Annotated in this window: 15 protein-coding genes; 4 read left to right on the top strand and 11 right to left on the bottom strand. The window is 68.0% G+C overall.

The annotated features are described in order from the left end of the window. Positions 1-382 precede the first annotated feature (382 nt). Positions 383-1,465 carry an LCP family protein gene (locus tag ABII15_RS29680; RefSeq protein ID WP_353945324.1) on the top strand — a complete coding sequence of 361 codons (1,083 nt, stop codon included), beginning with the start codon at positions 383-385 and terminating at the stop codon, positions 1,463-1,465. Here ABII15_RS29680 and ABII15_RS29675 read toward each other — a convergent pair. From ABII15_RS29675 to ngcE, 10 genes are all read right to left on the bottom strand, one after another. Next, positions 1,445-2,953, bottom strand: coding sequence for a glycosyltransferase family 39 protein (locus ABII15_RS29675; protein WP_353945323.1), 1,509 nt, complete (start codon positions 2,951-2,953; stop codon positions 1,445-1,447). The genes ABII15_RS29680 and ABII15_RS29675 overlap by 21 nt on opposite strands. Positions 2,954-3,025: 72 nt before the next feature. Further along, complete coding sequence (locus tag ABII15_RS29670) at positions 3,026-4,585, bottom strand: amino acid permease (protein WP_353945322.1); 1,560 nt, start codon at positions 4,583-4,585, stop codon at positions 3,026-3,028. A 143-nt stretch (positions 4,586-4,728) separates the two neighbouring features. Continuing rightward, positions 4,729-6,651 carry a 1-deoxy-D-xylulose-5-phosphate synthase gene (dxs, locus tag ABII15_RS29665; protein ID WP_353945321.1) on the bottom strand — a complete coding sequence of 641 codons (1,923 nt, stop codon included), beginning with the start codon at positions 6,649-6,651 and terminating at the stop codon, positions 4,729-4,731. 181 nt (positions 6,652-6,832) lie between these two features. After that, positions 6,833-8,086 (bottom strand): sugar ABC transporter permease, encoded by a 1,254-nt coding sequence (locus ABII15_RS29660; RefSeq protein WP_353947244.1) that lies wholly within the window; start codon positions 8,084-8,086, stop codon positions 6,833-6,835. Between the two features lie 56 nt (positions 8,087-8,142). Continuing rightward, on the bottom strand, positions 8,143-8,934 hold the full coding sequence (locus ABII15_RS29655; protein WP_353945320.1) for an ATP-binding cassette domain-containing protein: 792 nt from the start codon (positions 8,932-8,934) through the stop codon (positions 8,143-8,145). Between the two features lie 229 nt (positions 8,935-9,163). After that, the gene (locus tag ABII15_RS29650; RefSeq protein WP_353947243.1) at positions 9,164-10,279 is read right to left on the bottom strand and encodes a substrate-binding domain-containing protein; all 1,116 of its coding nucleotides are present in this window, start codon (positions 10,277-10,279) and stop codon (positions 9,164-9,166) included. Between the two features lie 133 nt (positions 10,280-10,412). After that, positions 10,413-11,624 carry an ROK family transcriptional regulator gene (locus ABII15_RS29645; RefSeq protein ID WP_353945319.1) on the bottom strand — a complete coding sequence of 404 codons (1,212 nt, stop codon included), beginning with the start codon at positions 11,622-11,624 and terminating at the stop codon, positions 10,413-10,415. 229 nt (positions 11,625-11,853) lie between these two features. Next, the gene (locus tag ABII15_RS29640; RefSeq protein WP_353945318.1) at positions 11,854-12,786 is read right to left on the bottom strand and encodes a carbohydrate ABC transporter permease; all 933 of its coding nucleotides are present in this window, start codon (positions 12,784-12,786) and stop codon (positions 11,854-11,856) included. Beyond that, positions 12,786-13,709, bottom strand: coding sequence for a sugar ABC transporter permease (locus ABII15_RS29635; RefSeq protein WP_353945317.1), 924 nt, complete (start codon positions 13,707-13,709; stop codon positions 12,786-12,788). Before ABII15_RS29635 ends, ABII15_RS29640 begins: the two co-directional genes overlap by 1 nt. 75 nt (positions 13,710-13,784) lie before the next feature. Next, complete coding sequence (ngcE, locus tag ABII15_RS29630; protein ID WP_353945316.1) at positions 13,785-15,233, bottom strand: N-acetylglucosamine/diacetylchitobiose ABC transporter substrate-binding protein; 1,449 nt, start codon at positions 15,231-15,233, stop codon at positions 13,785-13,787. Positions 15,234-15,752: 519 nt separating this feature from the next. Between ngcE and ABII15_RS29625 the strand changes: the two genes are divergently transcribed. After that, entirely contained in the window at positions 15,753-19,601 is a 3,849-nt protein-coding gene (locus tag ABII15_RS29625) for a GH92 family glycosyl hydrolase (protein WP_353945315.1), read from the top strand. On the opposite strand, the gene ABII15_RS29620 is transcribed toward ABII15_RS29625, so the two are convergent. Next, positions 19,541-20,041, bottom strand: coding sequence for an ATP-binding protein (locus ABII15_RS29620; RefSeq protein WP_353945314.1), 501 nt, complete (start codon positions 20,039-20,041; stop codon positions 19,541-19,543). The genes ABII15_RS29625 and ABII15_RS29620 overlap by 61 nt on opposite strands. A 114-nt stretch (positions 20,042-20,155) precedes the next feature. Between ABII15_RS29620 and ABII15_RS29615 the strand changes: the two genes are divergently transcribed. Next, a complete protein-coding gene (locus ABII15_RS29615) occupies positions 20,156-20,980 on the top strand; it encodes a helix-turn-helix transcriptional regulator (protein ID WP_353945313.1) in 825 nt (274 codons plus the stop codon). Continuing rightward, positions 20,977-21,216, top strand: coding sequence for a DUF397 domain-containing protein (locus ABII15_RS29610; RefSeq protein ID WP_353945312.1), 240 nt, complete (start codon positions 20,977-20,979; stop codon positions 21,214-21,216). The genes ABII15_RS29615 and ABII15_RS29610 overlap by 4 nt, the downstream gene beginning before the upstream one ends. Positions 21,217-21,244: the final 28 nt, after the last annotated feature.

The raw sequence follows: 21,244 nt of genomic DNA, 5'->3' as shown, positions 1-21,244 counted from the left end.
AGCCATACGTGACGACACTGTCCTTGTTGTCCAACACCGCCCCCCCAGGCGTAACCGGCACAACAACTTGCATGTAGAACGGCTGCACCGAATATTCACACCTGATTCATTACTTTGTCCAGACAGTGGTCGACCAAATATCCGATTTGACGCACTTTGGGATGCAGTTGCCGAGGTCACATCACACGTCGTGAATACTCCTGGGCGTTCTGTTGCCTCTTGTGAACGTCTCTTGACGACGCGTCTATAGTTTTCAGGCACCAGTCCGGTCGATCACGACCGCGCCATGGAAGCGCCCCACCGCTCACGGCATCAGCACACTGTTCATCCCTGCCCGGTCCTCGACCACCGCCGGGCACTCAGGTACAGAGGATTGAGCGAGATGAGCTCCGACACCGACGCTTCCCCTTCCCGTCGTTCCGGGCACCGGCGAAAGGAACGTGCGCGCCGGCCGCGCCGTCGCATGCTGCGCTGGGTCGTCTTCGGGCTGCTGGCCCTGGTGCTCATCGCGGGTGGCACGGGCTACTGGCTCTACAGCAACCTCAACGGCAACATCGACGGCGTCGACCTCGACAAGGCGATCGGCACCGACCGCCCCGAGAAGCTGCCGACCAGCGGAACGAACGTGCTGGTCCTCGGCTCCGACTCGCGGGCCGGCGCCAACGCGAAGCTGAAGACCGGCAACGTCTCGGGCGCCCGCTCGGACACCGCCCTGGTGATGCACATACCCGAGGGCCGCAAGCAGGCCACCGCCGTCAGCATCCCGCGCGACACCCTGGTCACCCGCCCCGAGTGCACCAAGACCGACGGCACGACCGTGCCGTCGGCGAAGCGCGTGATGTTCAACTCCGTGTACTCCCTGGCAGGTCCGGCCTGCGTGGTCAAGACCGTCGAGAAGATGTCCGGGGTACGCCTCGACCACTTCATGGAGATCGACTTCGCGGGCTTCAAGGGCCTCGTCGACGCCATCGGCGGCGTGAACGTCACCGTCGACCAGGCGATCCACGACAAGTCCAGCGGGCTCGAACTGACCAAGGGCACCCACAAGCTGGACGGCACCGAGTCCCTCGCCTTCGTCCGCACTCGGCACGGCATCGGTGACGGCAGCGACCTCGGCCGCATCGGCCTCCAGCAGCAGTTCATGATCGCCCTGCTGAGCGAGATCAAGAAGCAGGACCTGCTGGGCAGCCCCACCAAGACGTACAAGATCGCGGACAGCCTCACCTCGTCGCTGACCACCGACTCCAAGCTGGCCAACCTCAAGGCGCTCGCCGAGTTCGGCCGCAGCCTCCAGGGCGTCGACCCGGAGACGATGGAGACGATCATGCTGCCGGTCGCCTACGACAAGATCGATCCCAACCGAGTGGTCGCCGCCGAACCGCAGGCGAGCACCCTGTGGAAGGCGATCCGCACCGACTCCCCGATCCCCGAGTCGGCGAAGAAGTCACCCGCGACCGGCGGCTGACGCCTGAGGGCTGCCGGTCGGGGCGTACACCACCGCTCCGTCCACCCGCGCGATCACTTCGTACGAACCCAGCATCCGCCGCAGCGACGCCACCCGCCCCACCCCGTACGGATCCCCCCGCGAGTCGTCCACCACCAGCGCCGGGGGCCGGGTCGTGAATTCGGTGTGGAAGGTGTGCCAGGTGCCCGGTACCGCCCAGCGCTCGCCCACCTGTGGGCCGTCCCGGCCGCCGCTGTAGTTGGTGAGCAGGCCGGCCGTCAGGAAGCGGGTGGCCGGGGTGCGGTCGGCCAGCCAGTACGTCTCCGGGTGCATGCCCCACACCAGGACCGGGTCGTGCGGTGCGGTGCGGGCCCGCACCGCGTCGGCGACCCGCTGGGCGTGGGCGAGGTCGGGGCGTACGGCGAGCAGGCCCCAGCCGACGAAGACGCCGCAGCAGCAGACGGAGACGAGGAGGGCGTGCACGAGCCGGTCGCGCGGCAGGATCTGGAGCGCCGCCGTGCCCAACAGCGCCAGCGGCGGCGTGAGTTGGAGGTAGTAGTGGCCGAAGAAGTGGAAGCCGGCCAGGACGGCCACGGCCGACGAGGCGAGCCAGAGCCACAGCTCGCCGTGGCCCGTGCGGGCGATGCGCAGCACGCGGACGACCGGCGGCAGGATTCCGGCGCAGGCCGCGCCGAGGATCGCCGCGTTCACCAACCCCCGTACGAGTACGTGGAGTTCGGAGCCGGTGAAGGAGGCGTACGCGCCCGAACCGGTCACCGTCCAGAACAGGAAACCGGCCGGGTCGGTCGCGCAGGCCGCCCCGAGGATCGGCACCGTCACGCCCACCGCGCACCGCACCACGTCCGCCCGCGGCGCCCCGCACCGCCACAGCGTCCAGGCCACCGGGACCAGGACGGCCGCGCCGGTCTGTTTGGTGAGGAAGGCGCCCGCGACCGCCGCGCCGCACCAGCCCCAGCGGCGCCGGTCGGCGCACCACACGGCCGCCGCGGTCCACGGCAGCATGAACACCTCGAAGGTCGCGGCCTGCGCGTCCTCCGGGTTGAGCCCGACGGAGACCAGGAGGTACAGCACGCCCGCCGTGCGCCCGGCGCCGTCGCCCCAGCGGCGCCGCGCGGTCGACGCGAGCAGCACCGCCGTCAGCAACTGCGCCGCCACGGCGCACCACTTGACCGGGGTGAGCGACTGCGATCCGAAGACGGCGAACACCGCCTCGTACAGCCAGGGCAGGAGCGGTGGTTTGCGGTCGACGACCGTCTCGTAGAGCGTGCCGCCGTGCGCCAGCATCCGTGCCTGGACGGCGAGATAGCCCTCGTCGGGGTTCCACAGGGGCTGCGCGAAGGAGGGCACGCGGGTGGCGCAGGCGAGCAGGGCGAGCAGCGGGAGCAGGCGTCTCCAGTAGCCGGGGCGGCTCGTGGCGGGGCCGGGGTGCGGGGCGGCTCGGCGGGCGTCGGACACGTACGGTAGCGAATGCGGCGCCTGGGTGAGCATGCACGCCAAACTATCCGGCCCCGCAGTCCCTGCCGAAGCGGGACATACGGGGCCGGGTCAAGGGATTGCCGGTTACCGGGAGTTGCCGCCCCCTGAGGCTCCCGCGGTCTCCGCGCCCTCCGCGGCGCGGCTGTGGCGTCGCCCGTAGGCGAAGTAGATGATCACGCCGACGACCATCCAGACCGCGAACCGCAGCCAGGTCTCCACCGACAGGTTCAGCATCAGCCACACCGAGCACGCCACCGACGCGATCGGCAGCACGGGCACCCACGGGGCCCGGAAGGCGCGCGGCAGATCGGGCCGGGTGCGGCGCAGGATGAGCACGCCGACGGCGACGATCACGAAGGCGAACAGGGTGCCGATGTTGACCAGCTTCGACAGCTCGGTCAGGGAGACGAAACCGGCGACGAGCGCGGTGAGCAGCCCGAGGATGATCGTCGAGCGGTACGGCGTACGGAACTTGGGGTGGACGGCGCTGAAGACCGGCGGCAGCAGACCGTCCCGGCTCATCGCGAAGAAGACCCGGCTCTGGCCGAGCAGCAGGATCATGCAGACGACCGTGAGGCCGACGACCGCGCCGAAGGAGATGACGCCCGCCCAGAACGGGTGGCCGACCGCCTTGAACGCCTCGGCGAGCGGCGCCTCCGGGTCGAGCTTCTTGTAGTTCTGCATGCCGGTGACGACGAAGGCGACGGCGCAGTACAGGACGGTGCAGATGGCGAGCGAGCCGAGGATGCCGAGCGGCACGTCCTTCTTCGGGTTGCGGGTCTCCTCGGCGGCCGTGGCGACGACGTCGAAGCCGATGAAGGCGAAGAAGACGACGGCCGCCGCGGTGAAGATGCCCATGATGCCGAAGTTCGACGGGGTGAACCCGGCGATTCCTTCGAGGAGCGTCTGCGACAGGCCCGAGCCGCCCTCGGTGGGCTTGCTCGGCGGGATGTACGGGTCGTAGTTGGAGCCGGTGATGAAGAAGGCGCCGACCGCGATCACGATCAGGACGACGGTGACCTTGACGGCGACGACCGCCGAGGTGACCCAGGCGGACAGCTTCATGCCGAGGACGACGACCGTCATGACGGCGAGGACGAGCAGGAACGCGGCGAGGTTGAAGGTGAAGCCGTGGCCCTCGCCGGGGCCGCGCAGCGCCTCGGGGAGCGGGATGCCCCAGCTGTCGAGGAGCGACTGGACGTAGCCGGACCAGCCGACGGCGACGGTGGCGCAGCCCAGCGCCAGCTCCAGGATCAGGTCCCAGCCGATGATCCAGGCCGGGAACTCGCCGAGCGAGGCGAAGGCGAAGGTGTACGCGGATCCGGCGACCGGGACGGTCGAGGCGAACTCGGCGTAGCAGAGCGCGGCCAGGGCGCAGACGACGGCGGCGACGGCGAAGGAGATGGTCACCGCCGGGCCCGCGTAGTCGGTGGCGGCGGTGCCGGTGATGACGAAGATGCCGGAGCCGATGACGACCCCGACGCCGAAGACGGTGAGGTCGAGCGCGGAGAGGGACTTCTTGAGCCGGTGCTCGGGCTCTTCGGTGTCCTTGATGGACTGCTCGATGGACTTGGTGCGCAACAGGCCGGTCGTGCGGCGCGTGCCCTGTCCTGGGCCTGTGTCTGGTTGCGTGGTCACCGGCATACCTCCATGCGGCTCGCTCCTCCGTCTCGACATGATCGGGACGAGTAGGCACCGGATACCCGGTCAGTCACGGGTATTCACGCGAATGGGCCGGTCGAACCACCCGAAGGTGGCTCGACCGGCCCATCGGGTCGGTACGACGATCAGTCGCGCGCCGGCTCCATCTCCTCGGCGACGGAGTGCTCCCGGCGGCCGTCCAGCTTCGACACCAGGCCGGTGACCTGGCGGGCGATGTCCGGGGCCGTGAGGCCGATCTCCGCCATGACCTCCTTGCGGGAGGCGTGGTCGAGGAAGCGCGGCGGGATGCCGAAGTCGCGCAGCGGCACGTCGACGCCCGCGTCGCGCAGGGCCTGCGCGATCGAGGAGCCGACACCGCCGACGCGGGAGTTGTCCTCGACGGTGACGACGACGCGGTGGCGCTCGGCGAGCGGGGCCATCGCCTCGTCGACCGGCTTGACCCAGCGCGGGTCGACGACGGTCGTGGTGATGCCCTGCTTGTCGAGCAGGTCGGCGATCTCCAGGCACATGGGCGCGAGGGCGCCGACCGAGACCAGGAGCACGTCGGGCCGGTCGGAACCCGGCTCGCGGAGCACGTCCATGCCGCCGACCGTGCCGACCGCCTCGACGGCCGGGCCGACCGCGCCCTTGGAGTAGCGCACGACCGTGGGCGCGTCCTCGACCTGGACGGCCTCGCGCAGCTGGGCGCGGACCTGGTCGGCGTCGCGCGGCGCGGCGATCCGGATGCCGGGGACGACCTGGAGCAGCGACATGTCCCACATGCCGTTGTGCGAGGCGCCGTCGGTGCCGGTGACGCCGGCCCGGTCGAGCACGAACGTCACGCCGCACTTGTGCAGGGCGACGTCCATGAGGACCTGGTCGAAGGCGCGGTTGAGGAACGTCGCGTAGACGGCGAAGACCGGGTGCAGGCCGCCGGTGGCGAGGCCCGCCGCGCTGACCGCGCCGTGCTGCTCCGCGATGCCGACGTCGTAGACGCGGTCGGGGAAGGCCTTGGCGAACTTCTCCAGGCCGACCGGCTGGAGCATGGCCGCGGTGATCGCGACGATGTCCTCGCGCTCCTGGCCCAGCTTGAGCATCTCGTCGCCGAAGACCGAGGTCCAGTCGGCGCCCGCGGCCTTGATCGGCAGGCCGGTGTCGGGGTGGATCGGGCCGATGCCGTGGAAGCGGTCGGCCTCGTCCTCCAGGGCCGGGCGGTAGCCGCGGCCCTTCTCGGTGAGGCAGTGCACGATGACCGGGCCGCCGAACCGCTTGGCGCGGATGAGGGCCGACTCCAGGGCCTCGATGTCGTGGCCGTCGATGGGGCCGACGTACTTCAGGCCGAGGTCCTCGAACATGCCCTGCGGGGCGATGAAGTCCTTCAGGCCCTTCTTGGCGCCGTGCAGCGTCTCGTAGAGGGGCTTGCCGACGACCGGGGTGCGCTCCAGGAGGTCCTTGCCGCGGGCCAGGAAGCGCTCGTAGCCGTCCGTGGTGCGCAGGGTCGCCAGGTGGTTGGCGAGGCCGCCGATGGTGGGCGCGTAGGAGCGCTCGTTGTCGTTGACGACGATCACCAGCGGGCGGTCCTTGGCGGCCGCGATGTTGTTCAGCGCCTCCCAGGCCATGCCGCCGGTGAGCGCGCCGTCGCCGATGACCGCGACGACGTGGTCGTCGGTGCGGCGCAGCTCGTTCGCCTTGGCGATGCCGTCGGCCCAGCCGAGGACCGTGGAGGCGTGGCTGTTCTCGATGACGTCGTGCTCGGACTCGGCCTGCGAGGGGTAGCCGGACAGGCCGCCCTTCATCTTCAGCCGGGAGAAGTCCTGGCGGCCGGTGAGCAGCTTGTGCACGTAGGACTGGTGACCGGTGTCGAAGAGGATCTTGTCCTGCGGCGACTCGAAGACCCGGTGCAGGGCGATGGTGAGCTCGACCACGCCGAGGTTCGGCCCGAGGTGGCCGCCGGTCTTGGAAACCGCGTCGACGAGGAAGGTCCGGATCTCTCCTGCCAGCTGGTCCAGCTGCTCCAGGCTGAGCCGGTCCAGATCGCGCGGTCCCGTGATGCGGGTCAGCAGCGGCACCCGTGCCTCCTTGCAGTAGAGCTGTAGTAGCTGGTTGAGCTGTTCGAGCTTGCCGGGTCTGTCGAGTCTAATGTTCCGCCGTTGCGAGCGGCGTCCGGGCCGTGCGTTCGGGGCATGACTGTGCCCGGCGTCACCGTTGACACCGGGCACAGTCAGTCCGGGAATCCCAGCTCAGAAGGGGTCAGGCGCGGCCGGCCGACTTCTGGGTCTTGCGGGTGACGGAGTCGATGACGACCGTGATGAGAAGCACGGCGCCCGTGATCATCTGCTGGATCGCGGTCGCGATGCCCTCCAGCGCCAGGCCGGACTGGATCGAGGTGATCACCAGCACACCGATCAGCGCGTTCCAGGTGCGGCCCCGGCCACCGAAGAGGCTGGTGCCACCGATCACGGCCGCGGCGATGACGTTCATCAGCAGGTCGCCGGCGCCCGCGCTCTGGTTCGCCGCCGCGATCTTGGAGGCCCAGAAGAGGCCGCCGATCGAGGCGAAGAGGCCGGAGATGGCGAAGACGGAGATGCGGACGGCGATCACGTTGATACCGGCACGGCGGGACGCCTCGACGCTGCCGCCGAGCGCGAAGACCTTGCGGCCGTACGAGGTGCGGCGCAGCACGAAGTCGGTGACGACGAGCGCGACGGCGAACAGCAGGACCGCGAGCGGCAGACCCTTGTACTGGTTGAAGACCGCCGCGGCGCCGAACGCCGCGATCGCGAGAAGCACGGTCCGCAGCAGGATGTCGCTCAGCGGACGGGACGGGATCCCGGCGGCGGCACGGCGGCGCGCGCCGAAGAACGCCGACAGGAAGTAGGCCGCGACGACGATGACCGCGAGCCCGTACGCGGCGGCCACGTCCGAGAAGTAGTAGCCCGTGAGGTGGCCCACCACGCCGTCGCCGTCGATGTTGATCGTGCCGTTGTCGCCGAGGACCTGGAGCATGAAGCCGTTCCAGAACAGCAGACCCGCCAGCGTCACCGCGAAGGCCGGTGCGCCCAGCCGGGCGAAGAACCAGCCGTGCACGGCTCCGATCACGGCACCGCCCGCGAGCGACACCAGGATGGCGAGCCACTCGTTCACTCCGTGCGTGACGCTCATGACGGCGAGAACCGCCGAGGAGACGCCGGAGACGGAGCCGACCGACAGGTCGATCTCACCGAGCAGCAGCACGAAGATGATGCCGATGGACATCATGCCGGTGGCGACCATCTGGACGCCGAGGTTGCTCAGGTTCTCGGCCCCCAGGAAGGCCGAGTCGAGGCTCTGGAAGACCGCGCAGATGACGATCAGGCCGATGACGACGGGTATCGCACCCAGGTCGCCGCCCTTGATCTTGCGCTTGAACTCGCTGATGTATCCCGCGAAGCCCTGCTCGCGCACCAGAAGGCGGGGGTCGACGGCGGTGACGGACGCGCCGGCGGCCGCGGGGGCGGCCTCCACCGTGGCCGGGGACGCGTCGGTCTTGTCCGTGCTCACGTTGGAGCCCTTGTCGATGCTCACTTCTGAGCCTCCGCGTTGCTGCGCGCCGCACGACGGGTCACGGCGTTGTCCGTGGCGCCGGTGATGGCGGAGATGATCTCTTCCTGCGAGGTCGTCTTGACCTCGAACACGCCGTTGTTGCGGCCGAGCCGGAGCACGGCGACCTTGTCGGCGACGGCCTTCACATCGGCCATGTTGTGGCTGATGAGGACGACCGCGTGCCCGCGCTCGCGAAGACGCTCCACGAGGTCGAGGACCTGGGCGGTCTGCTCGACACCGAGGGCCGCCGTCGGCTCGTCGAGGATGACGAGCTTGGGCTCACCGAGCATGGAGCGGGCGATGGCCACGACCTGGCGCTGACCGCCGGAGAGCGAGGCGATCGGGATCCGCACGCTGGGGATGCGGATCGACAGGGTCTTGAGCAGCTCCATGGAGCGGCGCTCCATCTCGACCTCGTCGAGGACGCCACGGCGCTTGATCTCACGGCCCAGGAACAGATTGCCGACGACATCGATGTTGTCGCACAGCGCGAGGTCCTGGTAGACGGTCGCGATGCCCAGGTTCTGGGCGTCGTGCGGCTTGTTGACCGCGACGGCCTTGCCGTCCCACTCGATGACGCCGTCATCGATGGGGTGCACGCCGGCGATCGTCTTGACAAGGGTGGACTTTCCGGCGCCGTTGTCGCCGACGAGGGCGACCACCTCTCCGGCGTGGACCTCGAGCTCGACGTCGGTGAGCGCCTGAACGGCACCGAATCGCTTCGAGACCCCGCGCAACGCCAGCACAGGCGTAGCGGACACGTGAACCATCTCCTTCGCCGCCAAAGGCCTGACCCGGCGGGAGGTTGAACCAAGAAGAATGAGGGGGGTTGTTCCGTCCGGCGCCGCGCCGTTGAGCTGCGGGGCTGTCGGCGGCGGGGCGCCGGACGTGTCTTCTGCGGGAGCGCCACTGGGAAGAGGGCGCACGTCCCGTGCAGAACCGGGGAGTTGCCGGGTCGGCGGGTCGGTGGACGCGCCGGACCCGGTGGCCCCGATCGGCTTACTTGAGGCCGAGCTTGTCGCAGGCCGACTTGTACTTCGGCGTGCAGATCTCGTCCAGGGTGTAGTAACCCTGGTCGATGACGGTCTCCTTGATGTTCTTCTGGGTCAGGGAGACGACCGGCACGATGACCGAGGCGATGCCCTTGTCGGTGCCGCTGTCGACCGTGCTGGTGGTCAGACCGGCCGAGTCGATCTTGCCCGTCTTGGCGACCGCGACGGCCATCTTGGCGACGGTCTCGGCCTCCTGCGGGTACGACTTGAAGACCGACATGTTCTGGTCACCGGTGATGATGCGCTGCACACCGGCGAGCTCGGCGTCCTGGCCCGTGACCGGGGGAAGCTTGCTCAGGCCCGCGCCCTTGAGCGCGGTGATGATGCCGCCGGCCATGCCGTCGTTGGCGGAGTAGACGCCCTTGATCTTGTCCTTGCCGAGCGCGGAGATGGCGCCTTCCATGTTGGAGTTGGCGTTCTCCGGCTTCCACTCCTTGGTGTCGTAGGACTTGGCGATGTCCACCTTGCCCTTGAGCACCGAGAGCGCGCCGTCCTTGAACTGCTTGGCGTTCGGGTCGGTGACCGCGCCGTTCATCATGACGATCTTGGTGCTGGGCTTGGCGTCCGAGCCCATGGCGTCCAGCAGGGCCTTGCCCTGGGTCTTGCCGACCTCGGTGTTGTCGAACGAGGTGTAGGCGGCGATCGGGCCCTCGGCCAGGCGGTCGTAGGCGACGACGGGGATACCGGCGTCCTTGGCCTTCTTCACGCCCGAGGCGACGGCCTTGTAGTCGACCGCGTCCAGGATCAGGACGTCGACCTTCTTGGTGATCATCGTGTCGATCTGCTGCGACTGCAGGTTGACGTCCTGCTTCGCGTTGAGGTACTCGACCTTGCCCTTGCCCTTGGTGAGCTGGGATATCTGCTTCTCGATGATCGGCTTGTCGAACTTCTCGTAACGAGCCGTCTGGTTCTCCGGGAGCAGCAGGCCGACGGTGATGGCGTCGCCCTTCTTGGAGTCGCCGCTGGACTTGCCGCTGTCACCCTTGGACTCCTTGGCGGAGCCACAGGCGGCGAGAGAGACAGCCATGGCGGTGGCGCAGAAAGCAAAGGCCGCACGACGCATACGCGTGTTCACTTCAGAAACCTCCCTGACGAGGCCGCGTCGTTGCGGCCGAGGTAGCTGGGAGTCAACTCGGCCGCAACACAAGCGTCAAGGAGTAAATACTTAACGAGATGGCAACGGTGTCATGCGTTCTCTAAGTGAAGGCAGGTGTAGCAGCGGGAACAGAGCCCCCGCCAATCCCTTCCAAAAGGGTCGAATCGCCCATTTCGCTGAGCGCCAGGGCGAGCGCCCCGAGCACCTCCGCACGGCCGCCCAACGCCCCAGGAAGGACGGAGAGTTGGCGGGCGGCGCTGGGGATCGCGTAGCGGCTCACGGACTCCCTGATGGGCCCCAGGACCAGCTCTCCGGCCTCCGCCAGATCGCCCCCGAGGACGACCCTGCTGGGGTTGAGCAGATTGCAGAGATTGGCCACTCCGGAGCCGATGTGCCGGCCCACGTCCGCGATGACGCGGCGGCACCCGGGATCGCCGTCGCGCGCGAGCCGCACGACGCCCTCCATGGTCAGATCGGTGCCGTGGCTGGACTGGAGCAGCGGCAGGACGTAGCGCGCCGCGGTGAAGGTCTCCAGGCAGCCGCGGTTGCCGCAGCGGCAGACCGGGCCCGACTCGTCGAGCGTGATGTGCCCGATCTCGCCCGCGGTGCCCCCGGGGCCGCGGTAGATCTTCCCCTCGATGACCAGGCCGGAGCCGACACCGCTGGCGACCTTGATGTAGGCGAGGTCCTTGACCCCGCGACCGCTCCCCCAGACCAGCTCGCCGAGCGCGCCGAGGTTGGCGTCGTTGTCGACGTGCACGGGGACGCCGAGCCGCCTGCTCAGCTCCTCGGCGGGCCGGGTTCCGGTCCAGCCCGGCAGGATCGAGGTGGAGCCGAGCGTGCCGCTCTCCACGTCGATGGGGCCGGGCACGCCGAGACCGACGCCGGCCACCTTGGTGCGGTCCACGCCGGTCGCCGCGATCAGCCGCTCGACCAGCTCCTCCGCACGGTCGAAGCCCTGCGCGGCGGACGCGTCCACGTCCAGCGGCTCGGACTCCTCGGCGAGCACCTGGTGCGCCAGATTGCCGATCGCGACCCGCAGGTGCGTGTGGCCGAAGTCGACACCGATCACGATGCCCGCGTCCCCGCTGAGCGAGACGCTGCGGGCCCTGCGGCCCCCGGCCGAGGTGGGGGTCACCTCGACCGTTCCCCCGTCCTTGAGCTCCCGGACGATGTTGGAGACGGTCGCCGCGGACAGGCCCGTCGTCCTCGCGATCTCCGCCTGCGTGAGCGAACCGGCGAGTCGTACGGCGCGCACGACCCGCTCCAGATTGGCCCGGTGCAGCGACGACTGCGACCCCGGAGTCTCCATTGACCCACCCTTATCCGTGGCTCGCGTCACCCTGGGTGACCGAACCTTGTACAAGTTATGAACTCCAAGCTCTGCTGAACCGGCCAGTGGCGTCAAGCCCTTGACGGAAATCGGTTCCAGGCCGTGTCCGCCGGGGGCTACCGCCGGTATCCCCTCCACACGCAGGGCTCCGGCCCCGGAGAGGCGTCTCTCCGGGGCCGGAGCCCGGTCGCGCAAGAGGTGGAGAGCGTTACTTGAGCGCCCCCGCGGTGAGCCCCTGCACCACCTGCCGCTGGAAGATGATGTACGCGGCCAGGATGGGCAGCATCGCCATCACCAGACCCGCGAAGAGCCCGGAGTAGTCACCCTTGTAGCCCTGGCTGGTGGCCAGCTCGACCAGGCCCTGGGCGAGGACCTTCTTGTCTCCGTTGAAGAGCACCGTCGGAAGCATGTACTGGTTCCACTGCCCGAGGAAGTTGAAGATGCCCACGCTGATCAGGCCGGGCTTGGCCATGGGCAGCATGATCTGGAAGAACGTACGGGTGTGGGAGGCGCCGTCGACGAAGGCGGCCTCGGCGATCGAGGACGGCAGGGTCCGGAAGAACGACGTCAGGAAGAACACCGTGAACGGCAGCGAGTACGCGATGTAGGCCAGGATCAGGCCGGGGATCGTGTTCAGCAGCTGCATGTTGTTCATGACGTAGAACAACGGCACCAGGGCCAGCATGATCGGGAAGCTCATGCCGCCGACGAACAGGAAGTAGATGAACCGGTTGCCGGGGAACTCGAAGCGCGCCAGCACATAGGCCGCCATCGAGCCGAGCACGAGCGTGCCGACCAGCGAGAAGCCCACGACGATGATCGTGTTGAGGAAGTACTCGCTCATGTGCGCCGACGACCAGGCGCGCGACCAGTTCTCGAAGTGCAGCTTGTCGGGGAGCGCCCACGGGGTGCTCAGGATGGAGTTGTCGTCCTTGAAGGACGTCATGACCGCCCAGAGGAGCGGCAGCACCACCATGATCGCCCAGATGATCAGGACGCCGTGCGAGAAGACGTTGAGGGTGCTGCCCGAGATGCTCTTCCCCGAGTCGGGAGCGTCCTGCTCGCCCACCCGCTGACCGGGGATCCGCCCGGCGGCGTCCGTCTTCGGGTCGGCGGGGGGCGGGGTGTCAGTGGTCTTCATCAGTACTCCAGCCGATCGCGCCGGCCAAGACGCATCACGATCGCCGCGAACAGCAGCGTGACGATGAGGAGCGCGACGCCGATGGTGGTCGCGTAAGCGGCGTTCGCGTCACGGAACGCCGACTGGTACACGTACAGCGGCAGCACGGTGGTCGAGTAGTCGGGGCCGCCGGGACCGACGGTCATGATGTTCACCGCCGAGAACGCCTCCGCGCCGAGCGCGAGGATGCCCATGTACACCCAGCCGGACTGGATGGTGTCCCACAGCAGCGGCAGGGTGATCTTGAAGAAGGTCGTGATGCGGCTGGCGCCGTCGAGCAGCGCCGCCTCGTAGAAGTCCTTGGGGATGGACGCCATGCCCGCGGAGAAGAGGACGACGAAGAAGCCGACGGTGCTCCAGACCAGGACGGCCATGACCGCCCAGAGCGCCCAGGTCGGGTCGCCCAGCCACTGGGGCTGGAAGCTGCCGAGGCCGATGGCGTCGAGCGCCGAGTTCAGCAGGCCGCCGCTGGGGTTGTAGATGAAGCGGAACAGCAGGGCCACGATCGTGACCGAGAGGACCTGCGGGAAGAAGTACGCGATCTTGTAGAAGCCGGAGCCGCGGACGCCGGCGACGGCGGCGCCCTTACGGCGCCGCCCCCCGACGTTCAGCATGAAGGCGAAGAACAGCGCGAGGCTCAGTGTCACCAGGGGCAACAGCACCACGAAGATCACACTGTGCTGCAGCGACTTCCAGAAGATGTCGTCGTGCAGCAGGCGTGTGTAGTTGTCGAAGCCCACCATCTTGAAGTCGGGGCTCAGGCCGGTCCAGTCGGTGAACGAGTAGTAGATCGACTGGATGAACGGCCAGATGACGAAGATGGCGTACAACGCCAGGGGGGCCACCAAGAACCCCACAATGAAGCGGTACTTGCCGTGTTGCATGGTTACCGACCCCGATCGCTGTGCGGGTGCCGCACCAGTGGACTTGTGCGCACGTGCTGTTCTTCCGCCTGTCGCTTACTGGTGCTTGTAGTGCTTGACCGACTGGTCCTTGGCCGCCGCGTCCGCGTAGCCCTGGATCTTCTTGATGGCCTCGGCCGGGGTGAGGCGGCCCGCCATCATCTCGCCGAGCCCGGCGACGCCGATCTGCTCCTTCTGGAGCTTCACGTACCAGTCCTGGAGGCGCGGGTTGACGACGTTGTCGCCGGCCTTCTCCAGGGCCGCGACACCGGACTTGAGGCCCGGGGTCAGCTCGATGCCGTCGGTGCCGCCGTTGAAGGCCGACAGCGACTTCACCTGGCTGGTGAAGTTCTTCGACGAGGCCTCGCTGAGCATGATGCGCAGCTGCTCCATGCCGCCCTCGACGTTGGCCGCCTTGGCCGGGACGATGAACGGCTCGCCGCCGGACGCCCAGATGGTGCCGAACGGCATCTTGTCGCTGGAGTCGAGGCTGGAAGGCGCGCCGACGGCCAGGTTGAAGTCCTTCGGGATGACCTTCGCCGACTCGTTCTCCACCCAGGAGCCGTTCGGGATGAACAGCGCCTTGCCCTTGGCCCACTCGGTCTGCGACTGGATGTGGTCGATACCGGGCGTGCCCTTGAGGATGTAGCCCTTCTTGTACAGCTCGTAGTAGGCCTCGAAGGCGGCCTTGACGGCCGGGTCCTTCCAGGCGTTCGGCTCCAGGTTGTCGATCTTGTCGAGGACCTCGCGGCCACCGATCTTGGCGATGAACGGGTACAGCGAGAAGGGGAGGTAGTACGGGTACTTGCCCGCGTACGTCCAGCCGGCGATGCCCTTCTTCTTCGCCTTGGCGCACAGGGCCAGCATCGCGTCCCAGTCCTCGGGGTACTGCGAGTCCAGCTTGTCCAGGGCCGTCTGCGAGTACCAGACGCCGTAGACCGTGTACGCGTAGTACATGATCCACACCGGGTCGCCGTCGAACTGGCCCATCTCGACGATGCCCGGCCGCAGGGTGTCGCGAACCTTCTTGCTCGGGTCGTCGACGGACGGCGCGTCCAGGAGCGGGGTCAGGTCGGCGAGCTGCTTCTTGCCGACGAGGACACCCATGTCCATCTGCTCGGCGCCCGAGTTGTCGATCAGGTCCGGCGGGGTGCCGCCGTTGAACTTCGGCTGAAGCTCGGACTGGATCTTCTGGGTGGCGTGGAAGTTGACCTTCGCCTTGGGGAACGCCTTCTTGTACTGGGCGTTGGCGTCGGTGGCGTACTTGGTGCCGAAACCGCCGTCGAAGATGACCACGGACAGCGCCGCGCTCTCATTGACCGCCAGCGGGTTGTTCTTGGACTTCGTACCCTTCTTGACCTTGTCGTCACTGCCGCTGTCACCGCTCGCGCACGCGGACAGCAGGCTCACGGCCGGCACCGAGACGATGCCGAGGGCCGCGGAGCGCTTGATCAGGGTGCGACGGCCGACGCCACCGTTACCGTGCTGGTCGGAAGTGGATCCCATGCTCAAGTCCTCGCCTTCTCCAGGACTCAGGCGGTGAACCGGATCCTCCCCGGCACCGCGGTGATGTGCTGTGTTGTACCCCTGCTGAGGGGGAACGCAGATGGAGCTGGGTGGTGCGGAACAAGCCGGTTGGAGGGGCGATGCACGGATACCGGGACGCTGCGCGCGCCCCGCCGTTTCCCCCTGTCCCCCCGGTCCCGCCACGGCCTGAACGCGGGCCTGGCCGGACGCCGACAGGTATAGTCCACTCCCTGTGAGCTGGGCAAGATCGAATGCAGGTTTGGACGCCGGTCTTTTCCGAGTTGAGACCTCCCGGAAATAAGCCGCACGGCGGGCTTTGTCGAGCGTCCCAACTTCCTTGCCTACAAAGGGTGTACGCGGAACCGTAAATTCACCCCGCGCGTCGAACCCGTGCACTGGCTTTCAACACCCTTGACACCAAGCGTCACTTGACGCCCTACTGGACCTTGCGCAGCGAACTGACAACGTTGTCTACGGTCGCCGGAGGGTGCACGTCTCATGCAGGGCCCCACGCAGAACAAAAGAACCCGACACAGATTCGCGTCCACGGCCGCACTGGGCGCGGCCGCACTGGTACTCACGGCGGCCGGGCAGGGTGCCGCCGTCGCGGCATCGCCCCACAAGCCGCACACCGACACGGAGTTCAGCTCCTCCTTCGAAGCGGGGCAACCCGTCCCCGACTGGCTGAACACGGTCGACACCGGCCCGGACGGCAGCAAACGGGCGTCCGGGGTCGACGGCGCCTACACCGGCGGAGTTCCGGGCAATGTGAACGGCCATGTGACCGAGGTCCGGGCGAGCGGCGAGAACAGCGGCGGCGGTGAGGTCGCGGCGAATCTCACCGACGGCGAGTCGAGCACGAAGTGGCTGGCGTTCACGCCGACCGCCTGGGTCGAGTACGACCTCGACACCCCGCTCAAGATCACCAATTACGTGCTGACGTCGGCCAACGACCACGACGAGCGCGACCCGAAGGACTGGGTCCTCAAGGGTTCGGCGGACGGAAAGGACTGGACCACTCTCGATTCCCGCACCGGCGAGAGCTTCGACAAGCGGTTCCAGACGAAGAAGTACGAGCTGGAGAAGCCGGCCGAATACGCGCATTTCCGCGTCGAGTTCACCAAGAACAACGGCGCGGGCGACGCGACCCAGCTGGCCGATCTCCAGCTGTCCACGGGTGACGAGCAGGCGCCGGTGCCCGAGGACATGCTGTCGCTCGTCGACAAGGGTCCCAGCGGCTCGCCGACGGCCAAGGCGGGCGCGGGCTTCACGGGCAAGTACGCGCTGCGCTACGCGGGCACGCACAAGACGGACGGCCGCGCGTACTCGTACAACAAGGTCTTCGACGTCGACGTGAAGGTCGCGCGGAACACCGAGCTGTCGTACAAGATCTTCCCGCAGATGGCGGACGGCGACCGCGACTACGACGCCACGAACGTCTCGGTCGACCTCGCCTTCACCGACGGCACGTACCTGAGCGACCTGAAGGCGGTCGACTCCAACGGCGGTCTGCTGACCCCGCGCGGCCAGGGCGACGCCAAGCGGCTGTACGTGAACCAGTGGAACGCCGTGAAGTCGTCGATCGGCTCGGTCGCGGCCGGGAAGACGATCGACCGGATCCTCGTCGGGTACGACTCGGCGAAGGGCCCGGCGAAGTTCCGCGGCTGGCTCGACGACATCTCGGTGAAGCAGGCACGGCCGGCGGCCCCGAAGGCGCACTTGAGCGACTACGCGTCGACGACCCGCGGGACGAACTCCAGCGGCGGGTTCTCGCGCGGCAACACGTTCCCGGCGACGGCCGTCCCGAACGGGTTCAACTTCTGGACCCCGGTGACGAACGCGGGCTCGGACAGCTGGCTGTACGACTACGCGCGCGACAACAACGCGGACAACCTGCCCACGATGGAGGCGCTGGCGGCGAGCCACGAGCCGAGCCCGTGGATGGGTGACCGCCAGACGTTCCAGATCATGCCGTCGGCGAAGTCCGGTGACGCGCTGGACACGTCACGGTCCGGCCGGGCGCTGCCGTTCCGCCACGACAACGAGACGGCCCGCCCGTACTACTACGGCGTGACGTTCGAGAACGGTGTGCGGGCGGAGATGGCTCCGACCGACCACGCGGCCGCGCTGCGCTTCAGCTACCCGGGCGCGGACGCGAGCGTCGTCTTCGACAACGTCTCCGAGCAGGGCGGCCTGACGCTCGACAAGGACAACGGCGTCGTCACCGGCTACTCGGACGTGAAGTCGGGTCTGTCGACGGGCGCGACCCGCCTGTTCGTGTACGGCACCTTCGACAAGCCGGTCAAGGACGCCGACGCCTCCGGGGTGAAGGGGCACTTCACCTTCGACGCGGGCAAGGACCGGACGGTCACGCTGCGCCTGGCGACCTCGCTGATCTCCATAGACCAGGCGAAGGACAACCTGGCGCAGGAGATCCCCGGGAACCGGTCCTTCACCTCGGTGAAGAACGCGGCGCGCGCCCAGTGGGACCGGATCATGAACAAGGTGGAGGTCGAGGGCGCTACGCAGGACCAGCTCACGACGCTGTACTCCTCGCTCTACCGGCTGTACCTGTACCCCAACTCGGCGTTCGAGAAGGTCCGTTCGGACGGCAAGTCGACGTACAAGTACGCGTCGCCGTTCTCCGCGATGCCGGGTCCCGACACCCCGACGCACACCGGCGCGAAGATCGTCGAGGGCAAGCCGTACGTCAACAACGGCTTCTGGGACACCTACCGGACGACCTGGCCGGCCTACTCGCTGCTCACGCCGGACAAGGCGGGCGAGATGGTCGACGGGTTCGTGCAGCAGTACAAGGACGGCGGCTGGATCTCGCGCTGGTCCTCGCCGGGTTACGCGGACCTGATGACCGGTACGTCCTCGGACGTGGCGTTCGCCGACGCGTACGTCAAGGGCGTGGACTTCGACGCGGAGGACGCCTACAAGGCGGCCGTGAAGAACGCGACCGTGGTGCCGCCGCAGTCGGGCGTGGGCCGCAAGGGCATGGACACCTCGCCGTTCCTCGGCTACACGTCGACGGACACGCACGAGGGCATGTCGTGGGCCCTGGAGGGTTACCTCAACGACTACGGCATCGCGCAGATGGGCCAGGCCCTCTACAAGAAGACCGGCAAGAAGCAGTACCAGGAGGAGTCGGAGTACTTCCTCAACCGGGCCCGCGACTACGTCAACATGTTCGACGACAAGGCCGCCGGTACGGGCTTCTTCCAGGGCAAGAGCGCCAAGGGCGACTGGCGGGTGAAGTCGGAGGACTTCAACCCGGCGATCTGGGGCTACGACTACACCGAGACGAACGGCTGGGGCTACGCCTTCACCGCGGTGCAGGACACCAAGGGTCTCGCGAACCTGTACGGCGGCCAGGCCGGTCTGGCGAAGAAGCTGGACACGTACTTCTCGACGCCGGAGACCGGTTCGGCGGACGTCGCCGGGTCGTACGGCGGGGTCATCCACGAGATGACCGAGGCGCGTGACGTGCGGATGGGCCAGTACGGCCACTCCAACCAGGTCGCGCACCACGTCACGTACATGTACGACGCGGCCGGCCAGCCGTGGAAGACGCAGAAGAACGTGCGCGAGGTGCTGTCCCGTCTCTACACCGGCTCGGAGATCGGGCAGGGCTACCACGGCGACGAGGACAACGGCGAGCAGTCGGCCTGGTACCTCTTCTCGTCCATGGGCTTCTACCCGCTCGTCATGGGCAGCGGCGAATTCGCCATCGGCTCCCCGCAGTTCACCAAGATGACCCTGCACCTGGAGAACGGCCGCGACCTGGTCGTCAAGGCGCCGAGGAACAGCGCCAAGAACGTCTACGTGCAGGGCGTGAAGGTCAACGGCAAGACCTGGTCGAAGACCTCGCTGCCGAACTCGGTCGTCTCCAAGGGCGGTGTCATCGAGTTCGCCATGGGCGACAAGCCGTCGTCGTGGGGCACGGGCAAGGACGCCGGACCGACGTCCATCACCAAGGACGACAAGGTGGCCGTGCCCCGCAAGGACGCGATCACGGGCTCGGGTCCGCTCTTCGACAACACCTCGGCCACGTCGGCGAGCGTCGAGTCGGCCGACCTGCCGGTCCCGGCGGACGGCACGAAGGCCGTGCAGTACACGCTGACGTCCGCCGACAAGGCGAAGGCCCCGACGGGCTGGAAGCTGGAGGCGTCGGCCGACGGCACGACCTGGAAGACGCTCGACGAGCGGTCCGGTGAGTCCTTCGCCTGGGACAAGCAGACCCGGGCGTTCTCGGTGCCGAAGCCGGGTTCGTACGCGCACTACCGCCTCGTGTTCACGGGTGGCGCGGCGACCGTCGCGGAGGTGGAGCTGCTGTCGTAGTCGACCTTGTGAACGGTGCGGGCCCCGTCGGGATCTTCCGGCGGGGCCTGCGCCGTTCCCGGCCCGAACTCGCACCACACCTCCTTGCCGGGGTCCCGCTCCCCCACGCCCCACTTGTCGGCCAGCGCCTCGACGAGAAGCAGGCCCCGGCCGTTCTCGGCGGTGGCGCTCCGCTGGGGGACGGTGGGGGTTCCGGGGCCGCTGTCGTGGACTTCTACGCGGACCGTGTCGTCGGCGTGCGTGATCCTGAGCAGGAAGCCCCGGCCGGGCGGGACGCCGTGGAGGAGGGCGTTGGTCGTCAACTCGCTGACGCAGAGCAGGATGTCGTCCGCGCGGCTCGTCTTTTGCCAGGCTGCGAGGGCGGCCTGGGTGAAGTCGCGGGCGGCGGGCACCGATTGGCGTTCCCGGCGGTAGAAGCGTTCGCGGAATTCCTGGTTCATGGGCGGCAATGTCGCGGAGGGTGATTCACTCGGGACAGTCCGTGGACCCCGACAGATTTTTTGTCGGGGTTGGAGTGGGGTCGAGGGAGAGCGGGGGCGGGGAGATTGACCGTCATGAGCCCTGGGAAGCGTCCGCCGAAGAATCCGTCGGCGTTGAGGATGGTCGGTGAACTGCTCGCCCTGTTCCGCAAGGCGGCCGGGTACACCCAGGCGACGCTCGGCGCCAGGCTGGTGATCGCAGAGTCGACCATTGCGGCGTATGAGCAGGGCAGGCGGCCTCTGCTCGTGGACACCGCCCGGCAGATGGATCAACTCCTGGACACCAAGGGTGCGTTGGAGACCGCGGTGATGGCGATGCCGGAGATCGACCAGTTCCCGCTGTACGCGGAGCAGTACATGGCGCATGAGCGGGAGGCCATCGCGTTGTCGTGGTACGACGTCTTGGCCGTGCCCGGCATTCTTCAGACCGAGGACTGTGCCCGCACGGTGCTGCGCAACCGTGTGCCTGCGTATGACGAGGACGAGATCGCGACGAAGACGGCCGCCCGCGTCGAGCGCCAAGAGATCTTGCAGCGCAAGTGTCCGCCGACTCTGAGCTTCGTCGTCTGGGAGGCCGCACTGAAGCTGGCCTATCTCGAACCTCTGGCACGCGCGGAGCAGTTGCGACACCTGCGAGAGTGTGCGGAACTACCCGGATTGGCCTTGCAGTTCCTACCGCTGGACGCCCCGGCACACGCTGGGCTCGACGGTGCTTTCATTCTCCTGGAAACCCCCGAGCATCAGCAGCTCGCGTACACCGAGTCGCAGCGCGGCAGCCAGTGGGTTTCCACCCCGGACGAAGTGTCCATCCTGGCGCGCAAGTATGCGATGCTGCGATCACAGGCCCTCACGCCCGAGCAGTCCAAGGGCCTGCTGGACCGGCTGCTAGGAGACCGATGAACACCGCACGGAACTGGTTCAAGTCGAGCTACAGCGGCAGCGAAGGTGGCCAGTGCCTCGAAGTCGCTCACGACTGGCGGAAGTCGAGCTACAGCGGCAGCGAAGGCGGCGCCTGCGTAGAGGTGGCCGCCCACCCCACAGCCATCCACATCCGCGACTCCAAGAACACCGAAGGCCCCCACTTCACGGTCGCGCCCAGCGCTTGGGCGGCCTTCCTCGAACTGCCCCGCGCTTAATTACGTGGACGGGACGGCATCGCGGCGC

The organism is Streptomyces sp. HUAS MG91 (genome assembly GCF_040529335.1).
In the GTDB taxonomy this organism is placed as follows: domain Bacteria; phylum Actinomycetota; class Actinomycetes; order Streptomycetales; family Streptomycetaceae; genus Streptomyces; species Streptomyces tabacisoli.
The sequence above is the reverse complement of the archived record's forward strand: the minus strand, read 5'-3'. Positions and strand labels throughout refer to the sequence as shown.

Coding starts and splice junctions, on each gene's coding strand:
- ABII15_RS29680 (WP_353945324.1), top strand. CDS start 383: ATGAGCTCCGACACCGACGCTTCCCCTTCCCGTCGTTCCGGGCACCGG.
- ABII15_RS29675 (WP_353945323.1), bottom strand. CDS start 2,953: ATGCTCACCCAGGCGCCGCATTCGCTACCGTACGTGTCCGACGCCCGC.
- ABII15_RS29670 (WP_353945322.1), bottom strand. CDS start 4,585: ATGCCGGTGACCACGCAACCAGACACAGGCCCAGGACAGGGCACGCGC.
- ABII15_RS29655 (WP_353945320.1), bottom strand. CDS start 8,934: ATGGTTCACGTGTCCGCTACGCCTGTGCTGGCGTTGCGCGGGGTCTCG.
- ABII15_RS29650 (WP_353947243.1), bottom strand. CDS start 10,279: ATGCGTCGTGCGGCCTTTGCTTTCTGCGCCACCGCCATGGCTGTCTCT.
- ABII15_RS29645 (WP_353945319.1), bottom strand. CDS start 11,624: ATGGAGACTCCGGGGTCGCAGTCGTCGCTGCACCGGGCCAATCTGGAG.
- ABII15_RS29640 (WP_353945318.1), bottom strand. CDS start 12,786: ATGAAGACCACTGACACCCCGCCCCCCGCCGACCCGAAGACGGACGCC.
- ABII15_RS29635 (WP_353945317.1), bottom strand. CDS start 13,709: ATGCAACACGGCAAGTACCGCTTCATTGTGGGGTTCTTGGTGGCCCCC.
- ngcE (WP_353945316.1), bottom strand. CDS start 15,233: ATGGGATCCACTTCCGACCAGCACGGTAACGGTGGCGTCGGCCGTCGC.
- ABII15_RS29625 (WP_353945315.1), top strand. CDS start 15,753: ATGCAGGGCCCCACGCAGAACAAAAGAACCCGACACAGATTCGCGTCC.
- ABII15_RS29620 (WP_353945314.1), bottom strand. CDS start 20,041: ATGAACCAGGAATTCCGCGAACGCTTCTACCGCCGGGAACGCCAATCG.
- ABII15_RS29615 (WP_353945313.1), top strand. CDS start 20,156: ATGAGCCCTGGGAAGCGTCCGCCGAAGAATCCGTCGGCGTTGAGGATG.
- ABII15_RS29610 (WP_353945312.1), top strand. CDS start 20,977: ATGAACACCGCACGGAACTGGTTCAAGTCGAGCTACAGCGGCAGCGAA.